23 protein-coding genes are annotated in these 21777 nt (G+C 56.6%); all 23 read right to left on the bottom strand.

Going from position 1 to position 21777, the window contains the following annotated elements; translation table 11 throughout:
- Positions 1–58 precede the first annotated feature (58 nt).
- Positions 59–1762: a proline--tRNA ligase gene (locus GC56T2_RS06070; RefSeq protein ID WP_144973784.1), complete on the bottom strand. Its 1704-nt coding sequence runs from the start codon at positions 1760–1762 to the stop codon at positions 59–61.
- A 25-nt stretch (positions 1763–1787) separates the two neighbouring features.
- Positions 1788–3053 (bottom strand): RIP metalloprotease RseP, encoded by a 1266-nt coding sequence (rseP, locus tag GC56T2_RS06065; protein ID WP_172706092.1) that lies wholly within the window; start codon positions 3051–3053, stop codon positions 1788–1790.
- A gap of 2 nt (positions 3054–3055) precedes the next feature.
- On the bottom strand, positions 3056–4204 hold the full coding sequence (dxr, locus tag GC56T2_RS06060; RefSeq protein ID WP_144977097.1) for a 1-deoxy-D-xylulose-5-phosphate reductoisomerase: 1149 nt from the start codon (positions 4202–4204) through the stop codon (positions 3056–3058).
- 20 nt (positions 4205–4224) lie between these two features.
- Positions 4225–5019, bottom strand: coding sequence for a phosphatidate cytidylyltransferase (locus tag GC56T2_RS06055; protein ID WP_033023075.1), 795 nt, complete (start codon positions 5017–5019; stop codon positions 4225–4227).
- Entirely contained in the window at positions 5016–5789 is a 774-nt protein-coding gene (locus GC56T2_RS06050) for an undecaprenyl pyrophosphate synthase (RefSeq protein WP_144973780.1), read from the bottom strand. The genes GC56T2_RS06055 and GC56T2_RS06050 overlap by 4 nt, the downstream gene beginning before the upstream one ends.
- Positions 5790–5871: 82 nt before the next feature.
- Complete coding sequence (gene frr, locus GC56T2_RS06045) at positions 5872–6429, bottom strand: ribosome recycling factor (protein WP_144973778.1); 558 nt, start codon at positions 6427–6429, stop codon at positions 5872–5874.
- Between the two features lie 2 nt (positions 6430–6431).
- The gene (gene pyrH / locus GC56T2_RS06040; protein ID WP_033023064.1) at positions 6432–7154 is read right to left on the bottom strand and encodes a UMP kinase; all 723 of its coding nucleotides are present in this window, start codon (positions 7152–7154) and stop codon (positions 6432–6434) included.
- 68 nt (positions 7155–7222) lie between these two features.
- On the bottom strand, positions 7223–8107 hold the full coding sequence (gene tsf / locus GC56T2_RS06035) for a translation elongation factor Ts (protein WP_144973776.1): 885 nt from the start codon (positions 8105–8107) through the stop codon (positions 7223–7225).
- Between the two features lie 156 nt (positions 8108–8263).
- Positions 8264–8971, bottom strand: a complete 708-nt coding sequence (gene rpsB / locus GC56T2_RS06030; RefSeq protein ID WP_033023265.1) for a 30S ribosomal protein S2 — start codon at positions 8969–8971, stop codon at positions 8264–8266.
- A gap of 162 nt (positions 8972–9133) precedes the next feature.
- Entirely contained in the window at positions 9134–9802 is a 669-nt protein-coding gene (locus GC56T2_RS06025) for a hypothetical protein (protein WP_144973774.1), read from the bottom strand.
- Between the two features lie 8 nt (positions 9803–9810).
- Complete coding sequence (locus GC56T2_RS06020) at positions 9811–10056, bottom strand: hypothetical protein (protein ID WP_144973772.1); 246 nt, start codon at positions 10054–10056, stop codon at positions 9811–9813.
- An 18-nt stretch (positions 10057–10074) separates the two neighbouring features.
- Positions 10075–10830: a FliA/WhiG family RNA polymerase sigma factor gene (locus tag GC56T2_RS06015; protein WP_144973770.1), complete on the bottom strand. Its 756-nt coding sequence runs from the start codon at positions 10828–10830 to the stop codon at positions 10075–10077.
- A gap of 29 nt (positions 10831–10859) precedes the next feature.
- Positions 10860–11357, bottom strand: a complete 498-nt coding sequence (locus GC56T2_RS06010; RefSeq protein ID WP_033023057.1) for a chemotaxis protein CheD — start codon at positions 11355–11357, stop codon at positions 10860–10862.
- Positions 11354–11986, bottom strand: a complete 633-nt coding sequence (locus GC56T2_RS06005) for a chemotaxis protein CheC (protein ID WP_144973768.1) — start codon at positions 11984–11986, stop codon at positions 11354–11356. The genes GC56T2_RS06010 and GC56T2_RS06005 overlap by 4 nt, the downstream gene beginning before the upstream one ends.
- Positions 11987–12009: 23 nt before the next feature.
- Positions 12010–12447: a chemotaxis protein CheW gene (locus GC56T2_RS06000; protein WP_144973766.1), complete on the bottom strand. Its 438-nt coding sequence runs from the start codon at positions 12445–12447 to the stop codon at positions 12010–12012.
- A gap of 77 nt (positions 12448–12524) precedes the next feature.
- Positions 12525–14528 (bottom strand): chemotaxis protein CheA, encoded by a 2004-nt coding sequence (locus GC56T2_RS05995; RefSeq protein WP_144973764.1) that lies wholly within the window; start codon positions 14526–14528, stop codon positions 12525–12527.
- A 13-nt stretch (positions 14529–14541) separates the two neighbouring features.
- Positions 14542–15588 carry a protein-glutamate methylesterase/protein-glutamine glutaminase gene (locus GC56T2_RS05990; RefSeq protein WP_144973762.1) on the bottom strand — a complete coding sequence of 349 codons (1047 nt, stop codon included), beginning with the start codon at positions 15586–15588 and terminating at the stop codon, positions 14542–14544.
- Positions 15589–15595: 7 nt separating this feature from the next.
- A complete protein-coding gene (locus GC56T2_RS05985) occupies positions 15596–16465 on the bottom strand; it encodes a MinD/ParA family protein (protein WP_144973760.1) in 870 nt (289 codons plus the stop codon).
- Positions 16462–17574, bottom strand: a complete 1113-nt coding sequence (gene flhF, locus GC56T2_RS05980; protein ID WP_144973758.1) for a flagellar biosynthesis GTPase FlhF — start codon at positions 17572–17574, stop codon at positions 16462–16464. Before flhF ends, GC56T2_RS05985 begins: the two co-directional genes overlap by 4 nt.
- Positions 17571–19616 carry a flagellar biosynthesis protein FlhA gene (flhA, locus tag GC56T2_RS05975; protein WP_144973756.1) on the bottom strand — a complete coding sequence of 682 codons (2046 nt, stop codon included), beginning with the start codon at positions 19614–19616 and terminating at the stop codon, positions 17571–17573. Before flhA ends, flhF begins: the two co-directional genes overlap by 4 nt.
- An 18-nt stretch (positions 19617–19634) precedes the next feature.
- A complete protein-coding gene (gene flhB, locus GC56T2_RS05970) occupies positions 19635–20714 on the bottom strand; it encodes a flagellar biosynthesis protein FlhB (protein ID WP_144973754.1) in 1080 nt (359 codons plus the stop codon).
- 1 nt (position 20715) lies between these two features.
- Positions 20716–21489 carry a flagellar biosynthetic protein FliR gene (fliR, locus tag GC56T2_RS05965; RefSeq protein ID WP_144973751.1) on the bottom strand — a complete coding sequence of 258 codons (774 nt, stop codon included), beginning with the start codon at positions 21487–21489 and terminating at the stop codon, positions 20716–20718.
- Positions 21490–21495: 6 nt separating this feature from the next.
- Positions 21496–21765 carry a flagellar biosynthesis protein FliQ gene (gene fliQ / locus GC56T2_RS05960; protein ID WP_033023029.1) on the bottom strand — a complete coding sequence of 90 codons (270 nt, stop codon included), beginning with the start codon at positions 21763–21765 and terminating at the stop codon, positions 21496–21498.
- Positions 21766–21777 lie beyond the last annotated feature (12 nt).

Raw genomic sequence — 21777 nt, 5'->3', positions numbered from 1 at the left:
AACGGCAACAGCGCCGGCGAAAAAGACAGCCATCGTCTTGTTCACCAGCGCTGTTCGTTCACCCTTGCAAGAGACGGCGCACCGTCTCGATGAGATCGGCGACCGGCACATCAAACGACTCGCCGGTTTTCCGCACTTTGACTTCGACAACGCCTTCACCGGCCCGCTTGCCGACGGTGACGCGGACCGGGATGCCGATCAAGTCGCTGTCGGCAAACTTCACTCCCGCGCGCTCGGGACGGTCGTCGTACAAAACGTCGAACCCCGCTTGTCCAAGCTTGTCGTACCATTCCTCGGCGAGCGCCCGCTGTTCATCGCTTTTGGCGTTCGCCGTCAGCAAATGAACATGGAACGGCGCGACCGAAACCGGCCAGACGAGCCCATTCTCATCGGCGAACTGTTCGGCGATCGCCGCGACAAGCCGGGAAACGCCGATGCCGTAACAGCCCATGATCATCGTCTGCGCTTGACCGTTTTCATCGAGGTAAACGGCGTTCATCGCTTCGCTATATTTCGTGCCAAGCTTGAACACATGGCCGACTTCAATGCCGCGGGCGAAGCGGATCGTCCCTTTGCCATCGGGAGCCGGGTCGCCTTCTTGGACGAAACGCAAATCCGCATATTGGCTGACGGGAAAATCGCGGCCGGGGTTGACGCCCGTATAATGATATCCTTCCTCATTGGCGCCGCAGACGCCGTTGACGATTGCCGCGATGGCATGATCGGCGATCATCGTCACCTCTTCCTTGACGCCGATCGGGCCGAGCGAGCCGACCGGAGCGTTCATGACTTGCCTCGTTTCCTCCGGCGTCGCCAGTCTCACCACCGTCGCATCCAAGACGTTTTTCACTTTGACTTCATTCGCTTCGTGGTCGCCGCGGACGAGCACGAGCACGTAGCGGCCATCGACGTGAAACAAGAGCGATTTGATGCAGCGCTCCGGCGCGACTTGCAAGTACGAAGCCACTTCCGCGATCGTTTTTTGCCCCGGGGTCGCCACCTTTTTCAGCTCAGCCGGCGGCTCATCACGCTTTTCATACGTGGCGACGACCGGCGCCATCTCGATGTTGGCCGCATAATCGGACGCATCGGAATAGGCGATCGTATCCTCGCCGATGTCGGATAACACCATAAACTCGTGCGTGTCTTTGCCGCCGATCGCCCCCGAATCGGCGATGACGGCGCGGAAGTTTAAGCCGCAGCGGCGGAAAATGTTCGCGTACGCTTCGTACATGTTGTTGTACGTTTCGTCGAGGCTTTCTTTCGACGTATGGAACGAATACGCGTCTTTCATGATAAATTCCCGTCCGCGCAGCAGCCCAAAGCGCGGACGTTTTTCGTCGCGGAATTTCGTTTGAATTTGGTACAAGACGAGCGGCAGCCGCTTGTACGTTTTCACCTCGTCGCGGACGATCGCTGTGATCATTTCCTCATGCGTCGGCCCGAGGGCGAAATCGCGCTCATGGCGGTCTTTCAGGCGCATGAGCTCGGGACCGTACGAATACCAGCGTCCGGACTGCTGCCAAAGCTCAGCCGGCTGCAACGCCGGCATGAGGAGCTCCATCGCCCCGATGCGGTTCATCTCCTCCCGGATGATCGCTTCTACTTTTTGCAAAACGCGTTGCCCGAGCGGCAAAAACGTATAAACGCCGCTCGTGCTTTGGCGGATGAAACCGGCCCGCAACAGAAGCTGATGACTTTTCACTTCCGCGTCCGCCGGCACTTCACGCAACGTCGGAATAAACGCTTGACTTTGTCTCATTCATTCGCCACCTCGTTCTCTCTCTTTATAGGAAAAATTTTTGAATGTCGTTCCATGTCACCACAAGCATGAGCAGCATGAGCAGAGCGAAGCCGATAAAATGGACCATCCCTTCTTTTTGCCGGTCGACCGGCTTGCCGCGCACCGCTTCAATGGCGAAAAAGAGCAGCCGTCCGCCGTCGAGCGCCGGCAACGGCAACAAGTTGATAATCCCAAGGTTGATGCTTAAAATCGCGCCCCATTTCATCAAGTAGTAAATGCCTGATTCGGCGACTTTGCCAGTCGATACGGCGATGCCGACCGGTCCCGACAGCATATCCAGCTGAAACTGGCCGGTGATCAACTGACCGAGGCCGGCGACAATTTCTCGCGTCCAGTAGTACGTCTCGGTCAACCCTTGCTTCACGGAGCCAAACACCGATTTTTCCATCGGCTGATAGACCCCGATCAAACCGATCGTCTCCCCTTGAATCGTCTTCGCTTCCGGAGTGACGGCAACGGTCATATCTTTTCCGTCCCGCCGAATTTGAAACTCGAGCGTTTCTTGCGGATGGCTGCGAATCGTGTTGACGATTTCCGTCCATGTGTCCATCCGTTCGCCGTTGATCGCCACCACTTCATCTCCTTGCTTCAAACCAGCGGCGCGCGCTGCCCCATCAGGCGTCAGCTCGCCGATCACCGGCTTGTCGACCGGATAGCCTTGCAAAAGGCCGATCAAAATAAAGACGACAAGCGCCAAGACAAAGTTGGCGAGCGGTCCGGCCAAGATCGTCATCGTGCGCTGCCCGAGCGTTTTGGCGGCAAACTGACGGTGGTACGGAGCGATTTGAATTTCTTGGCGATCGGCGACGAAAAACGCCGGCTCTTTCACAACAAAGCGCTCAAGCCGCTCTCCGTCGACATACCCGGTCACGTACATGCCGTGCTCTAAATCGGCGTCTTCCACTTCAATGATGCGGGCGTTTGGATAATCGTCTTTATGGTTGACGATGATTTTTTCCACTCTTCCGTCGCCGTCAAGCAAAAGACCAACGATTTGTCCCCGCTTCAATTCAATCATTTCTGGATCTTCACCGGCCATGCGGACGAAACCGCCAAGCGGAAGCAGCCGGACGGTGTAGACCGTCTCTTTTTTCTTCACCGAAAACACTTTCGGCCCAAAGCCGATGGCAAATTCACGGCAAAGGATGCTGGCCCGCTTCGCTAACAGCAAATGGCCCAACTCGTGGAAAAAGACGAGGGCACCAAAGACGACGATAAATGAAATGATCGATTCCAACGTTTCAACCACCTTTATGATAGTAGTGTGCGAACGTAAGCGCGCGTGTCCGCGTCAATCGCGCGAATCTCTTCAAGCGATGGATCGCTGATCGGCTGGTGGCGCTCAAGGGCCCGTTCGATCCACTCTTCGATCGCCAAAAACGGGATGCGCCCGGCTAAAAACGCCGCCACCGCCTCCTCATTGGCCGCGTTCAACACCGCTGGCAGCGAGCCGCCCCGCCTTCCGGCCTCGTAGGCCAATCGCAGGCAACGATAGCGCTCGAAGTCGACCGGGGCAAAATGAAGCGATCCGATCGCCGCCAAATCGAGCGGTTGCGCCGCAGAAAGCGGCAGCCGTTCCGGATAGGTGAGGGCGTATTGAATCGGAACGCGCATGTCCGGTGTGCCGAGCTGGGCAAGCACGCTCGTATCGCGAAACTGAACGAGCGAATGGATGACGCTCTCGCGGTGCAGGACGACATCGATCTGCTCATACGGCAGCCCGAACAGCCAGTGCGCTTCGATCACTTCAAATCCTTTGTTCATCATCGTCGCCGAATCGATCGTAATTTTCGCCCCCATCGACCAATTCGGATGACAAAGCGCCTCCTCGACCGTGACCCCAGCAAGCTCCTCGCGCGTCCTGTCGCGGAAGCTGCCGCCGGAGGCCGTTAAAATGAGTTTGTCAACCTGTTCGAGCTTCTCCCCTTGCAAGCACTGGAAGATGGCGGAATGCTCGCTGTCGACCGGGAGCAGCGGCACCCCGCGCTTTTCGGCCGCCGCGGTCACCAAGTGGCCGGCAACGACCAATGTCTCCTTGTTGGCCAACGCGATCGTTTTGCCCGCCTCGATCGCTTTTAACGTCGGCACAAGGCCGACGCTGCCCACGACAGCGGTGACGACGATGTCAGCGTCCGGATGGACGGCGGCTTCAATCAGCCCGTCCTCCCCGTACACGACCGTTGTCCGCCCGCCGTATTCGCTGCAAAGCGTCTCATACGCGCCGCGATCGGCGACGGCGACAAGGCGCGGGGCAAATTCGGCCATCAATTTCCGCGCTGCTTCGACGTTTCTCCCGACCGACGCAGCGACAAGGCGAAAGCGGCCGGGGTGGGCGCGGATGACGTCGAGCGTCTGCGTGCCGATCGACCCGCTCGCCCCCAATAAACTGATCGATTTCAATCGTTTCACTCCTCACCCGCTTATCGTATCGCTTCGATGAATATGTATAAAAGCGGCAGCACAAACAACAGGCTGTCAAACCGATCCAAAACGCCGCCATGTCCCGGCAAAATCGCTCCCGAGTCTTTCACCCCGTAATGGCGCTTGAACGCCGACTCGACCAAGTCGCCGAGCTGGCCGAACACGGAAAGCAACAACGCGAGCGATAGCGCGGCGGCAAAGCTGGCAAACGGCTCCGCCGCCCACTCGTAAACAGCGGCGACCACAACGGCCGAGACAATGCCGCCAAGAGCTCCCTCCACCGTTTTTTTCGGGCTGATCTCCGGCCATAGCTTGCGCCGCCCGAATGCGCGCCCGCAAAAGTACGCGCCAATGTCGGTCGCCCAAATGACGAACAGCGCATAAACCAAATAGGACAACCCGGTTAAACGAATGGCGGCAAAACAGAAAAATCCGACGCCGACATACAACACCGCCAAGACGACAAACGCCGCCTCGTCAAACGTCAACGCGTTTTTGGTCACTACCGTCGCGATGAGCAACAAGAAGGCAAGGCCGACGATCACGGCGAATTTAGCCGCACCGGCTGACAGCCACTCCCCGCCGTAGCGAGCGGGAACGAGCAGCAACCAAAGAGCGGCAAAGCCGGCCGCCCCTGCCAACGACAGCGGCCGCATTCCTTTCATCCGCAGCAGTTCGAACAGTCCAACCGTCGCTATGATATATGTTACTATTATAAACGGAAATCCGCCAAAAATAACAATCGGCAAAAAGAGCGCCGCCGCGATCACTCCGGTGATGATTCGCTGTTTCATTGCGCTGACACCCCCCCAAACCGGCGGTCGCGCCGCTGGTAGGCGGCAATCGCCTCTAAAAAATGCTGTTCGGTAAAATCAGGCCATAACACATCGGTAAACCAAAGTTCCGTATACGCGAGCTGCCAAAGCATAAAATTGCTGAGGCGGATTTCCCCACTTGTCCGAATGAGCAAATCCGGATCTTGGAGCCCCCCCGTCATCAAATACGAAGAAATGAGCGGTTCGGTAATGTCTTCCGGCGCAAGCGCCCCGCGCTCGACCTCTTTGGCGATTTGCTGGACGGCGGCGGTAATTTCCGCCCGGCTTCCGTAGTTGAGGGCAAAATTCAGCACCAACCCCGTGTTGCCGCTTGTATCTTGAATGGCTTTTTCGACCGCTCGGCGCGTATGGTCCGGCAGCGCCTCCGTATGACCGATGACCTGCACTTTCACGTTCTCAGCGATCAACTCGGGAAGGAACGTCGTCAAAAACTGCTCCGGCAGCTTCATTAAGTAATCGACTTCACTTTTCGGCCGCTTCCAATTTTCGGTGGAAAACGCGTAAAGGGACAAGACGCGAACCCCAAGCCCGTTAGCGAAGCGGGTGATTTTGCGCACCACTTGCATCCCTTCGTAATGGCCGGCCGCCCTTGGCAGCGCCCGCCTTTTCGCCCATCTTCCGTTGCCGTCCATGATGATGGCGACATGGTTCGGAATCGGACGCCTAAGCACCTCTTCTCTCGTCACCGGTGCGCCTTCCTCGTTCATTTTTCGCCTTTTAGTAAACATATAAGTCCTCCGCGAACGTGTTTTGCTTTTCCATTATAGCAAAAAAACCCTCCATGAACATAGAGGGTTTGCAACGTTTTGCCTATACTTCCATGACTTCTTTTTCTTTCTCTTTCGTAATGGCATCGATTTTGGCGATGTGGTCATCGGTCAGCTTTTGCACTTCGTCGGTGTAGCTGCGGAGCTCGTCCTCCGTAATCTCGCCATTTTTCTCGAGCTTTTTCAATTCATCGTTCGCGTCGCGGCGGATGTTGCGCACGGCGACTTTCGCGTCTTCGGAATATTTTTTGACCAGCTTCGCCAGCTCGCGACGCCGTTCTTCGGTGAGCGGCGGAATGACCAAGCGAATGACGGATCCGTCATTCGACGGCGTCAGCCCTAGATCCGAGGCCAAAATCGCTTTTTCCATCTCTTTAATGACCGATTTGTCATACGGCTGAATGACAAGCATGCGCGCTTCCGGCACGCTGATGGAAGCGAGCTGGTTGATCGGCGTCGCAACGCCGTAATAATCGACGGTCACTTTCTCCAGCAACCCGGCGTTCGCCCGTCCGGCGCGCACCGTCGCCAGCTCGCGAGTGAACGCTTGCACCGCTTTATCCATCTTCTCTTTCGCCTGTTGGATCACGTGTTTGGCCATCGTTATTTCCCCCTCACGATCGTTCCAATATTTTCGCCTAATACAGCGCGTTTAATGTTTCCTTCTTCCATAATCGAAAAAACGATAATCGGAATGTTGTTATCCATGCAAAGCGAAGAAGCGGTCGAATCCATGACGGCAAGGCCTTGTTTAATGACGTCCAAGTACGACAGCTCCTCGTATTTGACCGCATTGGCGTCGACCTTCGGATCGGCGCTGTAGACGCCATCGACATTGTTTTTCGCCATGAGAATGACGTCCGCCTCGATTTCCGCCGCCCGGAGCGCTGCCGTTGTATCGGTCGAAAAATACGGGTTGCCGGTGCCGGCGGCGAAAATGACAACCCGCTTTTTCTCCAAATGGCGGATCGCCCGGCGGCGAATGTACGGTTCGGCGACTTGCCGCATCTCGATCGATGTTTGCACCCGCGTTTCCACGCCGAGCTGCTCAAGGCTGTCCTGCAAGGCGAGCGCGTTCATCACCGTCGCCAACATGCCCATATAGTCGGCCGTCGCCCGGTCCATCCCCATTTCGCTTCCCGTTTTTCCGCGCCAAATGTTGCCGCCCCCGACGACAATGGCGACCTCAACACCGAGGTCAGCCACCTCTTGGACTTGTTTGGCGATCGACTGGATGACGGCCGGCTGGATGCCAAAGCCTTGCTTTCCGGCGAGCGCTTCCCCGCTTAACTTTAACACGACGCGTTTGTACTTTGGTTGTTCCATGTCAAACCTCCATGATGCGAATCACTTTGAAAAACAGGGAACACGCGCGTGTTCCCTGTTGCGGTCCGTCATTGCTTTCTGACTTGGCTCATCACTTCTTCGGCGAAATTGTCTTGACGTTTTTCGAGCCCTTCGCCGACTTCGTAGCGGATGAACTGCTTCACAGCCGCTACGTTCGATTCGACGTATTGGCGCACCGTCACATCCGGGTTTTTCACGAACGCTTGCTCAAGCAGGCAAACGTCTTCGTAAAACTTGTTCAGCCGGCCTTCGACCATTTTTTCAACGATGTTTTCCGGCTTGCCTTCGTTTAACGCTTGTTGCTTCAACACTTCGCGCTCATGCGCGACCTCTTCTTGCGGCACCTCGTCGCGCGAGACGTATTTCGGGTGAAGCGCCGCGATGTGCATGGCGACATCTTTGGCAACGTCTTCGCTTGCGCTGCCGGCTAATAACGTTAATACGCCGATGCGCCCGCCCATGTGCAAGTACGCGCCAAACGTTTCGCCGTCGGCTTTGTTGACGACGGCAAAGCGGCGGAGCGTAATTTTTTCGCCGATTTTCGCGATCGCTTCGTTGATGTAGTCTTGGACGGTCGAGCCGTTGTCCATCGTTTGTCCGAGCGCTTCATCGAGCGAAGCCGGTTTTTGTTTCAGCAAGTGGGCGGCCAACGTTTTTACAAGCGCTTGAAACTCTTCGTTTTTGGCGACGAAGTCCGTTTCCGAGTTCACTTCCAAAATGACGGCGGTGTTGCCTTCCACAGCGATGTAGGCGACCCCTTCGGCCGCGATGCGATCCGCTTTTTTCGCCGCTTTGGCAATTCCTTTTTCGCGCAGCCAGTCGATCGCTTTCTCCATGTCACCGTTCGTTTCGGTGAGCGCTTTTTTGCAGTCCATCATGCCTGCGCCCGTTTTTTCGCGCAGCTCTTTGACCATTTGTGCTGTAATCGCCATAAAAAAATCCTCCTTCGCTTTGTTGCGTATATGTATCGATGCCGGCAGCGGATGCCTGTTTTGCCCTTATTCGTTAGTATAGCCAAAAGTTGCTCGTTTCTGTCTCAAAAAAAGGTGATAAAAGGCTTTCCCTCTTATCACCTTTCGTGAGCGCCATTACTCCGCTGCGACGGCCGCCTCTTCGCCCTGTTTCGCTTCCAAGACAGCGTCGGCGATTTTCGAAGTCAACAGCTTGACCGCGCGAATGGCATCATCGTTGGCCGGGATGACGTAGTCGATTTCATCCGGATCGCAGTTCGTGTCGACGATGCCGATGATCGGAATGTTCAACTTGCGCGCCTCCGCCACCGCGATCCGCTCTTTGCGCGGGTCGATGACGAACAACGCATCCGGCAGCTCTTTCATGTCTTTAATGCCGCCCAAAAATTTCTCGAGCCGCTCTTTTTCTTTTTTCAAGCCGATGACTTCTTTTTTCGGCAGAACGTCAAATACGCCGTCTTCTTCCATTTTTTCAATTTCGCGCAGCCGCTTGATCCGTTTTTGGATCGTCGCGAAGTTCGTCAGCGTGCCGCCGAGCCAGCGCTGATTGACATAAAACATGCCGCAGCGCTCCGCTTCTTCCTTGACGGATTCTTGCGCTTGTTTTTTCGTGCCGACGAACAAAATTTTGCCGCCGTTCGCCGCCAAGTCGCGGACGAAGTGATACGCTTCCTCGACTTTTTTCACCGTTTTTTGCAAGTCGATGATGTAAATGCCGTTGCGCTCCGTAAAAATGTATTTTTTCATTTTCGGGTTCCAACGGCGCGTCTGATGTCCAAAGTGGACGCCAGCTTCGAGCAATTGCTTCATGGAAATAACCGACATGAATAATCCTCCTGTTTCTTTGATGGTTTTCGTTCCTCCGCCTGCCTCATCCCCCAGCAAGACTGGCTGCACCAGCACCGTTGCCGGAATCATCAGGCGTGTGTATTCACACCATGTAAAAATATATCATATTTATCGGGTGCAAATCAAGCAATGATTCGCTCACTGGCTCGTTTTTCTCGCGAATTTCAGCAGCAACTCCACTTCTGTCTTCCCTTTGCCAAGCTGTTTGGCGAGCTCTTCGACCGTCGCTCCTTGTTCATAGCGGCGGAGAACGAGCTCGGCGGACTGAGCCAACGGGGACAAATCAAGCACATCTTCGATGGCCTCGACCGGCAGGAAGTCACTTGGTGCCTCACGTTCTTCCTGCTCTTGAGCCTCGCTCGTTGGGGCGCCCGCCTGCATCGGTTGTTCCGTTTCACCATCCGTCACATCGGATGCCAAACGATTCCCTCGAGCGGTTCGCCCAAGTTCCGCGCCGCGTTCACCGTCCCTTGGCAGCGCTGCGCCTTCTTCGGTCCGCGTCGCCGGTTGGCCATGCTGCTGCGCGCTCATCGCAGCGGGCGACTCCTCTTCAGTGAGCAGGCCGGTCGGAGGCGGTATCGGGCTCGCCGCCGACGCCTCCTTGTTGTTCAGCAAGCGGTCAAGCTCGGCCAAAAAACGGTCGTTTTCTTCTTTCCAGAGAGCGAGCTGCGCCGCCATCGCCTCTTCAAGCTCCGTAGCGCGCGCTTCGGCCTCTTTAAGCCGCGATAACCGCAGAAAAAGCAACACAATCAACAAAAAAGAAAAGAGATGCAACAGCAGACTAATGACAAGCCAAAACGCTTCCATGATGGTCACTATCCTTTAAGATCGATCGTTTTTCCTTTATACGGATGACTTCCGAACCGCGACGCCTCCCACCGAGCCCGGTCGTTCGTCCGCTTGTCGGTCACCCGGCGGCGCGCCTGTTCCCTCTGTTTTTCGGCTGCAGCCGCCAATTGCGCCTGCACCGTATACGGATGCTGCGCCGCGGCGGCCTGCATGTTTCCAGCTTCGGGCGCTTTCGGCATCACGCTTTGCAGCGCCGGCAGTTGAACGTCCATCTTCCCGCTCCCTTTCCATCACCGCTGTATATCGAAAAAGCGGCGCAATTTCCACAATGCTTTGGCATGAATTTGGGAAATTCTTGATGTGGACAAGCGTAGAAGATTCCCGATTTCCGTAAACGTCAACTCCTCTTTGTAAAACAAACTGATGACAAGCTGCTCCTTTTCATTCAGCTGTTTGATGCCCTCGGCCAGCTTTTCCACCAGCTCCTGCTTGACGACCTGTTCTTCCGGCAGCACGGCACGATCATCCCGGATCGAAAACGCTTCGTCCTCTTCTTCAGCCGCCGTCTGGCCGAGCGGCAGCCAATGAGAAAACAGCGTCTCGCCGGCCGCCGCCTGCACTTCATCCTCCGTCATGCCAAGCTCGGCGGCGATTTCCTTTGCCGTCACCGACCGCATATGTTGCTGCTCAAGCCGCTCCGCCGCTTCTTCGATTTTTTTCGCTTTGTCGCGCACGCTCCGCGGCAGCCAGTCTTGCTTGCGCAAACCGTCCAAGATGGCGCCGCGGATGCGAAACGAGGCATACGTGTCAAACTTGAGATCGCGCGATGGGTCAAACTTTTCAAGCGCATCGTACAAACCGACAAGCCCCAAGCTGACAAGCTCCTCTTTGGGCACGGAGCTCGGCAGCGTAGCGGCAAGCCGCTGCACGTGGTAGGAAACGAGCGGCATATAGCGCACCACAAGTTCCTCGGCCGCATGACGGTCGCGGCGGTTGACCCAGTCATCCCAATATTTCCGCTCTTCACCTTTTAGCGCGCTCCCCATCATTCTCCCCCTCGTCTTGCACAACGGTGTTATATTTCCTTGAGTTCCTGGCTAGCCGTGCGAATGGACAGCACGCCTGTTTGCGGATGAAACTCAATCGTCCGGCCGTTATGGCCTCCGACATCTTCGGCGACAACCGGAATATGAAACCGTTCGAGCTGTTTTTTGACTTCTTCGACATTGCGGGCGCCAATGCGCATCATATCTCCGCCGGCCGCAGAAAACGAAAACATTTGCGCTCCGCCGGCCAGCTTCGCTCTCAACATTCCCTTCCGCCCCCCGGCGGCAACGACGAGCCGAATGAGCGCTTCCACCGCCGTGTCGGCGTACTTGGCAACGTTGATGTCCCCGCCGCGCGCCATCGAGGAATGCGGCAGCATCACGTGCGCCATGCCGGCCACCGCTTTGCCGATGTCATAAATGACCACGCCGACGCACGATCCAAGGCCGCATGTACGAATGACGTTCGGCGCTTTGACGACCTCCATTTCAGCGATGCCGATTTTCACAGCCTGCACAATGCTCATCCGCCGCTCACACCTAACGCACGAAAGATGGTGGAAAACGATTCCGGATCGGGAAGGAGAAAGAAATGGCCGTCAATGCTTTCATTGGGCCGCCGTTCATCGTAAATGGCCGTATCGATCAAAATGGCGTAATCACCAGCGCGCGACAGCTCCAGCAAACCGAACGACAACACCGCTCCGAGCATATCGATCGCCAGCGCCGGCACCGAAGGATGGAGCGCAAGCTGTGTAAAATCAGCAAGCGCCGACAAATACGAGCCGGTTAAAATGTTTCCGAGCTCTTGGAGCGCCGAACATCCAAGCTCATCGGCCCCGTCCTGAAACGAAAACGAATCGTCGCCGATCATGCGCCGCACAAACCGCTCCGCCTGCTCCGGCGGCAGCACGAAGAACATATTCCCCGGCGCTTCCCCTTCGATCCGCAAATAGACGCACGCCACCACTTGCTCCGGCCCGCCGATCAGCTCCATCATTTCAGCGAACGTCGCGATTTGGACGCGCGGCACCGACATCTCGATTTTTTTGTTTAATAGAAGCGACAAGGCTGTGGCGGCGTTGCCAGCGCCAATATTGCCGATTTCGCGCAAAATATCGATATGTGTTCCTGTCAAGCTGCGGACATCATCCAACCGTCAACGCCCCTCTCCCGAGTTTATCGCTCAAGCACCTTCGCCAAGTCAAGCAAGATGAGAAGTCGATTTCCGATTTTTGCCACTCCAGAAACGTAGCTCGCCTCCACAGCGCCAACCGCTTCGGGCGGCGGCTCGATGCTCGAGGCCGGCAAATCGAGAACGTCGTTCGCCGCATCGACGATGAACCCGACTTCCACATCGTCAAGGGCGGCGATCATGATTCGCGTCTGCTCGTTGTACGGTTCAGGGGCGAAGCCGAACCGTTCGCGCAAATCAATGATCGGCGTCACGACGCCGCGCAAGTTAATGACCCCTTTGACATACTGGGGCGTGCCCGGCACGCGCGTGATCGGCTGCATTTTCTCGATCGAGCGCACGTATTGCACCGGGAGGGCATACTCCTCATCCTTTAAGCGAAAAGCAATCACTTTCCAGTCCATCTGTACGCTGGCCGTCATCCCATCTTCCCCCTTTATTCCACAGGCTGCTCAAACAAACGGCGTCCAAGCGCCTGGCGTTTGCTCTTTACGCCGCTTTATTTCACAAGCGCGTTGCAATCGATGATGAGCGCCACTCGGCCGTCGCCCAAAATCGTCGCCCCCGAGATGGCGAACACCGACGATAAATAGTTTCCGAGCGATTTCAACACGACTTCCTGCTGCCCGATAAACGAATCAACGGCTAGGGCCGCCAGTTTTTCTCCTTTGCGGACAATGACAGCCGCCACCGCCTCACCGTCATCGGAGGCGTGCGGGACATCAAACACCTCTTTCAGCCGGACGAGCGGGACGATTTTGCCGCGAAAATCAATGACCGGTTGATTATGGGCGGAGAAAATCTCTTCTTTTTTCACGAGCGCCGTTTCGATGATCGAAGACAGCGGAATGGCATACGTTTCCTCAGCGATTTGGACGAGCAACACCGAAATAATCGACAGCGTCAGCGGCAGCTGAATCGAAAACAGCGATCCTTTTCCCGGCTCTGAATCGACAGTGACGGCGCCTCCGAGCGATTCGATCGTGCTTTTGACGACATCGAGCCCGACGCCGCGCCCCGAAATATCGGAAACTTGCTCCGCCGTGGAGAAGCCCGGGGCGAAAATCAACCCGTAAATTTGCTGGTCGGTGAGCTGGGCCGCCGCTTCCGGCGAAACGATGCCGCGTTTGATCGCTTTTTGCAGCACTTTCTCCCGGGAAATACCGGCGCCATCATCCTCGATTTCAATGAAAACGTGGTTGCCGCTATGGTAGGCGCGCAATTGAACGAGCCCTTCCTCCGGCTTCCCGTGCGCCATCCGAACATCGGGCGCTTCAATGCCGTGATCGAGCGCATTGCGAATCAAATGAACAAGCGGATCACCGATTTCATCAATGACGGTCCGATCGAGCTCGGTCTCTGCGCCAATGACCTCAAGCCGCACCTTTTTGCCAAGGTCGCGGGCGAGTTGGCGCACCATGCGCGGAAAGCGATTGAACACGGTTTCGACCGGCACCATGCGCATGTTCAAAATGATCGTTTGCAAATCGCTCGAAATGCGGGACATGCGTTCCACCGTCTCCGTCAATTCGGCGTGATTCAAATCGCGGGAAATTTGCTCAAGCCGACCGCGGTCCACCACCAATTCTTCGAACAAATTCATCAGCCGGTCAAGCCGTTCAATGTTGACGCGAATCGTTTTCGCCGCCTGCTTCGCCGGCGTTTTTTCCGGCGCTTCCGCTTCGGCTTGCGCGGCCGCCTGTTCCGCCGCGGCTACGCCAAGCGGCTCCGGCGCCGCTTTCTCTCCCGCCGCTTCCGTCCGCTCTCCGACCGCCGCCGCCGCAATCTCCACTTGCTCAACTTCGGAAATGCTCATCAACTGCTTTTGCAGCTCATCAGCCGGCACTTTCGACACAACCGTGACAAGAAACTCTTGATCAAATTGCTCTTCTTCAAGCAAGTCGACGGAAGGCGTCGATTTGACAATTTCTCCGGCTTCATTCAGGCGCTCAAACACCATATAGACGCGCGCTGCTTTCAGCAAGCAGTCTTGGCGAAGCCGAACGCGAATTTCATAGACAGAAAATCCTTGTTCCTGCGCCTGCTGGAGAACGTGATACTCAAACTCCCCGTAGGCATGCTCCGGAGACGGGGCTGCTGCGTCGACCGGTCCCTCCGGCGTCTCCCCTTGCTCGATTTGACGCAACCGACTGACCGTCTCGCTCACATCGCGCTTCCCGTCGCCCCCCGTCGCAATGGAAACGATCATCGCTTCTAAATGGTCGACCGCCTCAAAAATCACATCAAGCAGCTCCGGCGTCACCGAAAACCGGCGATTGCGCAGGCCGTCCAACACGTTCTCCATTTGGTGCGTCAAATTAGCCAAATCTTCAAACCCCATCGTCGCGGACATGCCTTTTAGCGTATGGGCAGCGCGGAAAATTTCGTTCACAATGGCGGCATCATCCGGACTCTTTTCCAGTTCGAGCAGCCGTTCGTTGATCGTTTGCAAATGTTCTTTGCTTTCGTCAATGAAAAGATCTAAATATTGACTCATATCCATGCCGTGTTCCCCCTCATTCCCCGATCGATTGAACGATGGCGGCGGCGATATCGGCAAGCGGGGCGATGACATCGATGACGCCAGCTTCGATCGCCGCTCGCGGCATCCCGTACACGACCGCCGTCTCGCGCGCTTCGGCAATCGCCTTGACATTGCCGCTTTCTTTCAGCTTTTTCAGCCCTGCCGTCCCATCCGTCCCCATTCCCGTCATGACCACCGCCACTTTGCGGACGTCGTCAATGGTGGCAAGCGATTCAAACAATACGTCAACGGCCGGACGATGGCCGGCGCGCGGCGGCGACTCGTCCAAGCGAGCTTGGAGCGCGCCGTTTTCCTTACAAACAACGAGATGGACACCGGCCGGAGCGATATAAGCAGTGCCGTTTTGCAGCCGTTCCCCCTCCTCCGCTTCTTTCACCGTCATGGTTGCAAGCGTGTCGAGCCGGTCCGCCAACGATTTCGTAAATCCTTTTGGCATATGTTGGACGACGAGAACCGGGGCCGCTAAATCCGGCGGCAGCTGCGTCAGCACCACTTCAAGGGCGCGCGGTCCCCCTGTCGAGGTGCCGATGGCCACAACCGCCTTCTGTCCCCCCGCCGCTTGAGCGGAGAAACGGTGCCGCACCGGGACGCGGCGTTGGGCGACAAGGGCGCGGATATTCACTTCGCTTGCATGGAGCACTTTTCGTATCAGTTCTTCTTTGATCTTGTACAAATCAAGGGAAATCGGTCCAGAAGGCTTGGCGATCACATCAACCGCCCCATGCTGCATGGCGGCAATGGCCGCCGCCGCGCCTTCGGTCGTCATGCTCGACACCATCACAACCGGCAACGGACGGTCGCGCATGATCTGCTGTAACGTGTCGAGCCCGTTCATGACCGGCATTTCAACATCTAACGTCACGACATCGGGAGAAAGGGAAGCGATTTTGGCGAGCGCCTCTTGGCCGTTGCGAGCCGTTCCAACAACTTCAAGCCGCGGATGTTCGGACAAAAAATCGCTGATGCATTTGCGCATAAACGCGGAGTCGTCGACGACAAGCACCTTGATTGTTTTCATCGTTTCTCTACCTTTCTAGCAAAAGTTGGCGCAGCTTCGCAAAAAAGCGGGAAGCCCGCCCGGCCCGTTCCTCCTCCCTTTTTCCGCCCGGCGCATAGCGGCGCGCCATCTGACGCACGACCCGGCTGGCCTTCGCTTCCGGTTCGAGCAGCAAAAACGGCGTCTGGCTGGCGACGGCGCGGGCAACCGCCCGGTCTTCGGGAACGATGCCGAGCAAGGAAATGTCTTTATTGAAAAAGCGGTCGGCAGCGTGCTTCAGCCGTCCGAACACCTCGTGCCCTTCCCACTCCTTGGCGGCGCGGTTGACGATGACGGAAAACGGCGCTTGGCAGCCGGATCCGTGCATATATTTCATCATGGCGTACGCATCCGTCATGGCTGTCGGCTCCGGCGTGGTGACAACGAACACCTCATCGACCGAGCGCAAAAAATACAGCTGTTCTTTGGAAGCGCCCGCTCCCATATCAAACAGAAGATAATCGTACGAGGAGGCGACGGTTTGCAGTTCGGCCAAAAACTCATCGATGCCGGCAGCGTCAATGGAAAGCCACTGCATCACCCCCGTCCCCCCGGCGATATACGAAAGCTGCTCCGGGCCGCTTTTCACCAGCTCCGCGAGCGGCATCCGCTCGGAAACCCAATCGGCGAGCGTCAGCGAAGGTGATTGGCCAAGCAAAATATCAATATTGCCCATCCCGATGTCCATGTCGAATAGCAGCACGCGCGCGCCTAGCTGAGAAAGCGACAGCGAAAAATTGAGAGACACGTTCGATTTGCCAACCCCGCCTTTTCCGCTCGTGACAGCGATCGTCCGCGGCTCTGGCGCCCATTGTCGGCGGCGCAGCCCGCGGCGAAGCGGCTCCGCTTGATCGCTCATGCGCCCTCCGCTCCCAACAACAAATGAACAAGCCGCTCGGCGGACGCGTCCACCATGTCGTCTGGGACGTTTTGCCCATTCGTAAAATAGGCGGCGCCAAGGCGGCTGTCGAGCAGCACGTTGACGATCGCGCCAAACGAATCGGTTTCATCGAGCTTCGTCACAATCAACCGGTCAATCGGAAGGCGGGAAAAGCGGCTGTAAATCGCCTTCATGTCTTCATACTTGCCGGTGGCGGCGAACACGAGAAGCGTTTCCGTTTCGCTGTCGAATTCCAGCGTTTGCTGCAGCTCATCGATATATTGCGGATCGCGGAAGTTGCGGCCAGCCGTATCGACAAACACAAGATCGCAATGGGCCAGTTTTCGTTTCGCCTCCCGAAACTCTTCGCCGTTATAACATACCGCCAACGGGGCGTCCAAAATATGCGCATACGTTTTCAGCTGGTCAATGGCGGCGATGCGATACGTATCGGTCGTGATAAACCCAACCGTCTTTCCTTGTTCCAGCACAGCGCGCCCCGCGATTTTGGCGAGCGTTGTCGTTTTTCCCACCCCGGTTGGGCCGAGCAAAATCCAATACTTTTTCGCTTGCGCCGCTCCGGCAAACGGAAGCGAAGACAATAAGCTGCGCACCGCCTCTTTCGCCCACCCGGCGGCCGCCGCGGACGAACGCCCGCTTGGATTGGCATACCACCGTTCCAGCAAGCGCTCCATCACTTCGCGAATGTAGCCATCGGCCAGCCCTTGGTCGATCAGGCGCTGTTCAATGGCCGCAAGCGGCGGCGGGTAAGCCGGCGCAAGCCGCCGTTCACTCAGCTGACCGATGAACCGTCTTAGTTCCTCCAGCTCATCGGCAAACGATCGGTCCCCTTTTTCCGGCGCGGTCGCCGGCGGCCGCTCGAACAAGGCCGTCTCCAGCTGGCGCCGCGGCAGCGGATCCGGATCAACGCCGGCCAGCACTTCCACCTTTTTTTTGGCGAACAACCCGAACAAACCGCCCGTTTGGATCTCTTTTGATCGCAAAATGACCGCGTCGCGTCCCAGCTCAGCGCGCACTTGTTTCATCGCTTCGTTCATGGACGGGGCGATAAACTTTTTCACTTTCATTCCACTTCCACCATCCCTACGCTTTGGACTTCAACGTCCGCTTCCAGTTCGTTGTATGACAGCACCGGAACAGCCGGAAAAGTGCGTTCGGTCAGCTGGCGGACGTACATGCGCACCGCGGGGGAGCAAAGCAATATCGGCGTTTGTCCGGAAAACGGATAGCGGTCGAGCGCGCGGGCGACCGCGTCCACCACCGCCTGCATCCGGGCTGGATCGAGCGCCAAATAGCGGCCATGCTCCGTTTGCTGCACGGCGTCGGCAATCATCTTTTCCACTTTTCCGGACAGCGTGATGACGCGCAGCGGTTCACCCGGCACGGCATACTGTTTCGTAATTTGCCGCGCGAGCGCTTGGCGGGCATATTCCGCCAACAAATCGGCATCGGTCGTCAGGCGGGCAAAATCGGCGAGCGCCTCAAAAATGAGCGGCAAATTGCGAATCGATACCTTCTCTTTTAACAGCTTGGCCAGCACTTTTTGAATATCGCCCACCGACAGCGGATTCGGCGTCACCTCATCGACAAGCACCGGATGCGACTCTTTCAAATGATCGATCAGCTGTTTTGTCTCTTGGCGCCCAAGCAGTTCGTGGGCATGAGCTTTCAGCACTTCCGTCAAATGCGTGGAGACGACCGACGGCGGATCGACGACCGTGTAGCCGAGCATCTCCGCTTGGTCTTTGACCGCCTCGGAAATCCATTTGGCAGGGAGACCGAACGCCGGCTCGACCGTTTCAATGCCATCGACGGAATCGTCATCAACGCCGGGACTCATCGCCAAATAATGATCAAGCAGCAGCTCGCCGCGCGCCACTTCCTCTCCTTTTACTTTGATTCGATACTCATTCGGCTGAAGCTGAATGTTGTCGCGAATGCGCACAACCGGAATGACGATGCCGAGCTCAAGCGCGAGCTGGCGGCGGATCATGACGATCCGGTCAAGCAGATCGCCGCCTTGATTGGCATCGGCAAGCGGAATAAGCGCATAGCCGAACTCAAATTCGATCGGGTCAACGTGCAGCAGCTGAACGACGCTTTCCGGGCTTTTCAATTCGTCGGCAGCGGCCGCCTCCTCTTCAGGCGGAACAGCCAGCGCCTCACTCTGCTTTTGCTGCTCCATAAACCGATAGCCGCCCAACGCCAACAGACCGGCCACCGACATCGTCAAGACGTCGTTGATGGGCGTAAACAAACCGAGCAGAAAAATCGTTCCCGCCGTCACATACAGCATTTTCGGAAAAGCGAACAGCTGGCGCATAATATCGCCGCTTAAATTGCTGTCTGACGCCGCCCGGGTGACGATGATGCCGGTGGCGGTCGAAATGAGCAGCGCCGGAATTTGGCTCACAATGCCGTCGCCGACCGTCAAAAGCGTATAACGCTTCGCCGCCTCGGCCATCTCCATCCCTTGCTCGACAACACCAATCACCATGCCAAACAGCATGTTAATGACGACGATAATGATGCCGGCGATGGCATCCCCTTTGACAAATTTGCTTGCTCCGTCCATCGCCCCGTAAAAATCGGCCTCGCGCGCGACTTTTTCCCGCCGCCTGCGCGCCTCTTGCTCCGAGATCATGCCGGCGTTTAAATCAGCGTCAATGCTCATCTGCTTGCCCGGCAAGGCATCGAGCGTGAAGCGGGCCGCCACTTCAGAGACGCGCTCCGCCCCTTTCGTGATGACGATAAACTGAATAATGACCAAAATCAAAAACACGACAAACCCAACGACGACATCGCCGCCGACGACAAACGTCCCGAACGTCTCGACGACGCCGCCCGCCTTCCCTGTGCTTAAAATCGAACGCGTCGTCGACACGTTCAGCCCTAACCGAAACAACGTCAACACGAGCAGCAAAGACGGGAAGACGGAAAACTCCAACGGCTCTTTCGTGTTCATCGCCGTCAGCAGCACAAGCAAAGCAAGAGAAATATTGATGATGATCAATACGCTCAACAGCCACGTCGGCAGCGGGATGACGAGCATGGCGACGATGAGCACGACAAGAAATAACACCGACAAGTCTTTGATTTGCGCTTGCATTCCCTTCTCTCCCTGATGCTACATTCGCTTCAGCCGATAGACGTATGCCAAAATTTCCGCCACTGCCTGAAAAAACGCCTCCGGAATCATGTCGCCGACTTCCGTCTGGCGGTAGAGCGCCTGCGCCAGCGGACGATTCTCCACGGTCACCACGCCGTGGGCTTTCGCCACTTCCTTGATTTTCAGCGCCATATAGTCCGCTCCTTTCGCCACGACGACCGGCGCTTCCATCTTGCCATCTTCATACTGGAGGGCAACGGCATAATGCGTCGGGTTGGTGATGACGACATCCGCTTTGGGCACTTCCTGCATCATCCGCCGCATCGCCATTTCGCGCTGCTTTTGCTTGATGCGCGATTTGATGAGCGGGTCGCCTTCCGTCTTTTTATACTCGTCTTTGATGTCTTGCTTGGACATGCGAATGTTTTTTTCAAATTCAAATCGTTGGTACAAGTAATCAAACAATGACAAAAACAAGAGCGCCACAGCGGCATATAACCCCATTTTCACGGTCAAGCTGCCGATTTCGGCAAGCGCGCCGGCGACCGGCTGCGCCACAAGCGCCAACAGCTTGCTTTTTTCCGCCAACAGCACGGCGAACACGACTGCGCCGATCACGCCCGCCTTTAATACCGACTTTACCATCTCCACGACCGCGCGCAACGAAAAGAGCCGCTTCACCCCTTGCACCGGGTTGAGCCGATTCCAGTCCATTTTCAGCGGTTCGACGGTAAAAAGGGCGCCGATTTGCAAAAAGTTGGCCAACCAAGCGGCAAACACCGCCGCAGCAAAGATGGGCGCCAACAGCAAGGCTCCGTGGCGAAGCCAGTCAAGAAACAGAAGGTGAAGCGAATCGATCGTCAGCGGTGTCGTGGCGTAATCGGTCAACGCGCGGGCAAACAGGCGAAGCAACCCGTCGCGCTCGTATCCTCCGGCTAGGAACAGGGCGAGAAACGCGCCGAGCAGCACAGCGGCCGCGACCAAATCGGCGCTTTTGGCCACCTGACCTTTGTCGCGCACTTCCTGCCGTTTGCGCGGCGTCGCTTTTTCCGTTTTTTCACCAGCAAAAAACTGCAAATCAAGCCGCCATTCGCCCATCTTACGAGCCCCCCAACAGCTGCATGAAGCCGCGCAGCGAAGAAAACATGAGCTGGAACAGTCCGCGCGCAGAAAGCAGCATCGTGCCGATCGCCGCCGTCAACAGCAAAAACGCCGCCGCTGTCTTGACAGAAAAACCGACAGCAAAAATGTTCATTTGCGGCACCGCTCGGGCGACTAGGCCAAGCGCCACATCGACCAAAAAGAGCGAACCGACGAGCGGGGCGGCCATTTGCACCGCGGCGGCGAACATCGCCGCGAACAAGCGCACCATATAGTCCGCTGCCCGTCCATCGGCCACATGCGGCCACTGATCAAGCGGCAGCCAGTGGTAGCTGGAAAAGAGGCCGTCAAGCAACAAATGGTGGCCGTCGAGCGAAAGCAACAAGAGCAATGCCAACGAATGAAGATATTGGCCGAGCAGCGGGCTTTGCGCCCCCGTTTGCGGATCGATCACATTGGCGATGGCAAACCCGATTTGAAAATCGATCAGCCCGCCGGCGATTTGCACCGCGGCCATGATGATCGCCGCCAGCAGCCCGAGCCCTAAGCCGATGAGCGCCTCTTTCAAGACGAGCAACACGTAAACGCCGTCAAGCGCCACCGGTGATTTGGGCAGCGCCCAAAAAACGAGCCAGCTGAAAAAAAACGCCAAGCCGATTTTGTAAGCAGTCGGCACCGCCCGGTACGAAAAGAGCGGCAGCGCCGCAAAGAACGAAGCGGTGCGCACAAAGACGAGCAAAAACGCCGGAAAATAAGTCCATAGTTGTTCCATCGCCGATCAGCCTATAAATGAAGCAAGATTGTTCAAAATATCGTGCGCATACGACACCATTTTCGAGAGCATCCACGGGCCAAAAAACACAAATCCAAGCAAAACGGCGACAATTTTCGGCACAAAGGCGAGCGTCTGCTCCTGGATTTGCGTCGCGGCCTGAAACACGCTGACGACAAGCCCGATGACAAGCGACAACAGCAACAGCGGCCCGCAGACGACCAACGTCATATAAATCCCTTGTTCAGCAAGGCGAATGATCAAATCCGCACTCATCCACGCCACCCA

This window comes from Geobacillus sp. C56-T2 (assembly GCF_007829715.1).
Classification (GTDB): Bacteria; Bacillota; Bacilli; order Bacillales; family Anoxybacillaceae; genus Geobacillus; species Geobacillus icigianus.
Note: the sequence above shows the minus strand (reverse complement) of the source record. Positions and strands in the feature narration are given on the sequence as shown.

Bases quoted from the DNA above. Each gene is read 5' to 3' on its own strand.
- GC56T2_RS06070 (WP_144973784.1), bottom strand. From the start codon at position 1,762: ATGAGACAAAGTCAAGCGTTTATTCCGACGTTGCGTGAAGTGCCGGCG.
- GC56T2_RS06055 (WP_033023075.1), bottom strand. From the start codon at position 5,019: ATGAAACAGCGAATCATCACCGGAGTGATCGCGGCGGCGCTCTTTTTG.
- GC56T2_RS06050 (WP_144973780.1), bottom strand. From the start codon at position 5,789: ATGTTTACTAAAAGGCGAAAAATGAACGAGGAAGGCGCACCGGTGACG.
- frr (WP_144973778.1), bottom strand. From the start codon at position 6,429: ATGGCCAAACACGTGATCCAACAGGCGAAAGAGAAGATGGATAAAGCG.
- pyrH (WP_033023064.1), bottom strand. From the start codon at position 7,154: ATGGAACAACCAAAGTACAAACGCGTCGTGTTAAAGTTAAGCGGGGAA.
- tsf (WP_144973776.1), bottom strand. From the start codon at position 8,107: ATGGCGATTACAGCACAAATGGTCAAAGAGCTGCGCGAAAAAACGGGC.
- rpsB (WP_033023265.1), bottom strand. From the start codon at position 8,971: ATGTCGGTTATTTCCATGAAGCAATTGCTCGAAGCTGGCGTCCACTTT.
- GC56T2_RS06025 (WP_144973774.1), bottom strand. From the start codon at position 9,802: ATGGAAGCGTTTTGGCTTGTCATTAGTCTGCTGTTGCATCTCTTTTCT.
- GC56T2_RS06020 (WP_144973772.1), bottom strand. From the start codon at position 10,056: ATGGACGTTCAACTGCCGGCGCTGCAAAGCGTGATGCCGAAAGCGCCC.
- GC56T2_RS06015 (WP_144973770.1), bottom strand. From the start codon at position 10,830: ATGGGGAGCGCGCTAAAAGGTGAAGAGCGGAAATATTGGGATGACTGG.
- GC56T2_RS06010 (WP_033023057.1), bottom strand. From the start codon at position 11,357: ATGAGCATTGTGCAGGCTGTGAAAATCGGCATCGCTGAAATGGAGGTC.
- GC56T2_RS06000 (WP_144973766.1), bottom strand. From the start codon at position 12,447: ATGACGGCCAGCGTACAGATGGACTGGAAAGTGATTGCTTTTCGCTTA.
- GC56T2_RS05995 (WP_144973764.1), bottom strand. From the start codon at position 14,528: ATGGATATGAGTCAATATTTAGATCTTTTCATTGACGAAAGCAAAGAA.
- GC56T2_RS05990 (WP_144973762.1), bottom strand. From the start codon at position 15,588: ATGAAAACAATCAAGGTGCTTGTCGTCGACGACTCCGCGTTTATGCGC.
- GC56T2_RS05985 (WP_144973760.1), bottom strand. From the start codon at position 16,465: ATGAGCGATCAAGCGGAGCCGCTTCGCCGCGGGCTGCGCCGCCGACAA.
- flhF (WP_144973758.1), bottom strand. From the start codon at position 17,574: ATGAAAGTGAAAAAGTTTATCGCCCCGTCCATGAACGAAGCGATGAAA.
- flhA (WP_144973756.1), bottom strand. From the start codon at position 19,616: ATGCAAGCGCAAATCAAAGACTTGTCGGTGTTATTTCTTGTCGTGCTC.
- flhB (WP_144973754.1), bottom strand. From the start codon at position 20,714: ATGGGCGAATGGCGGCTTGATTTGCAGTTTTTTGCTGGTGAAAAAACG.
- fliR (WP_144973751.1), bottom strand. From the start codon at position 21,489: ATGGAACAACTATGGACTTATTTTCCGGCGTTTTTGCTCGTCTTTGTG.
- fliQ (WP_033023029.1), bottom strand. From the start codon at position 21,765: ATGAGTGCGGATTTGATCATTCGCCTTGCTGAACAAGGGATTTATATG.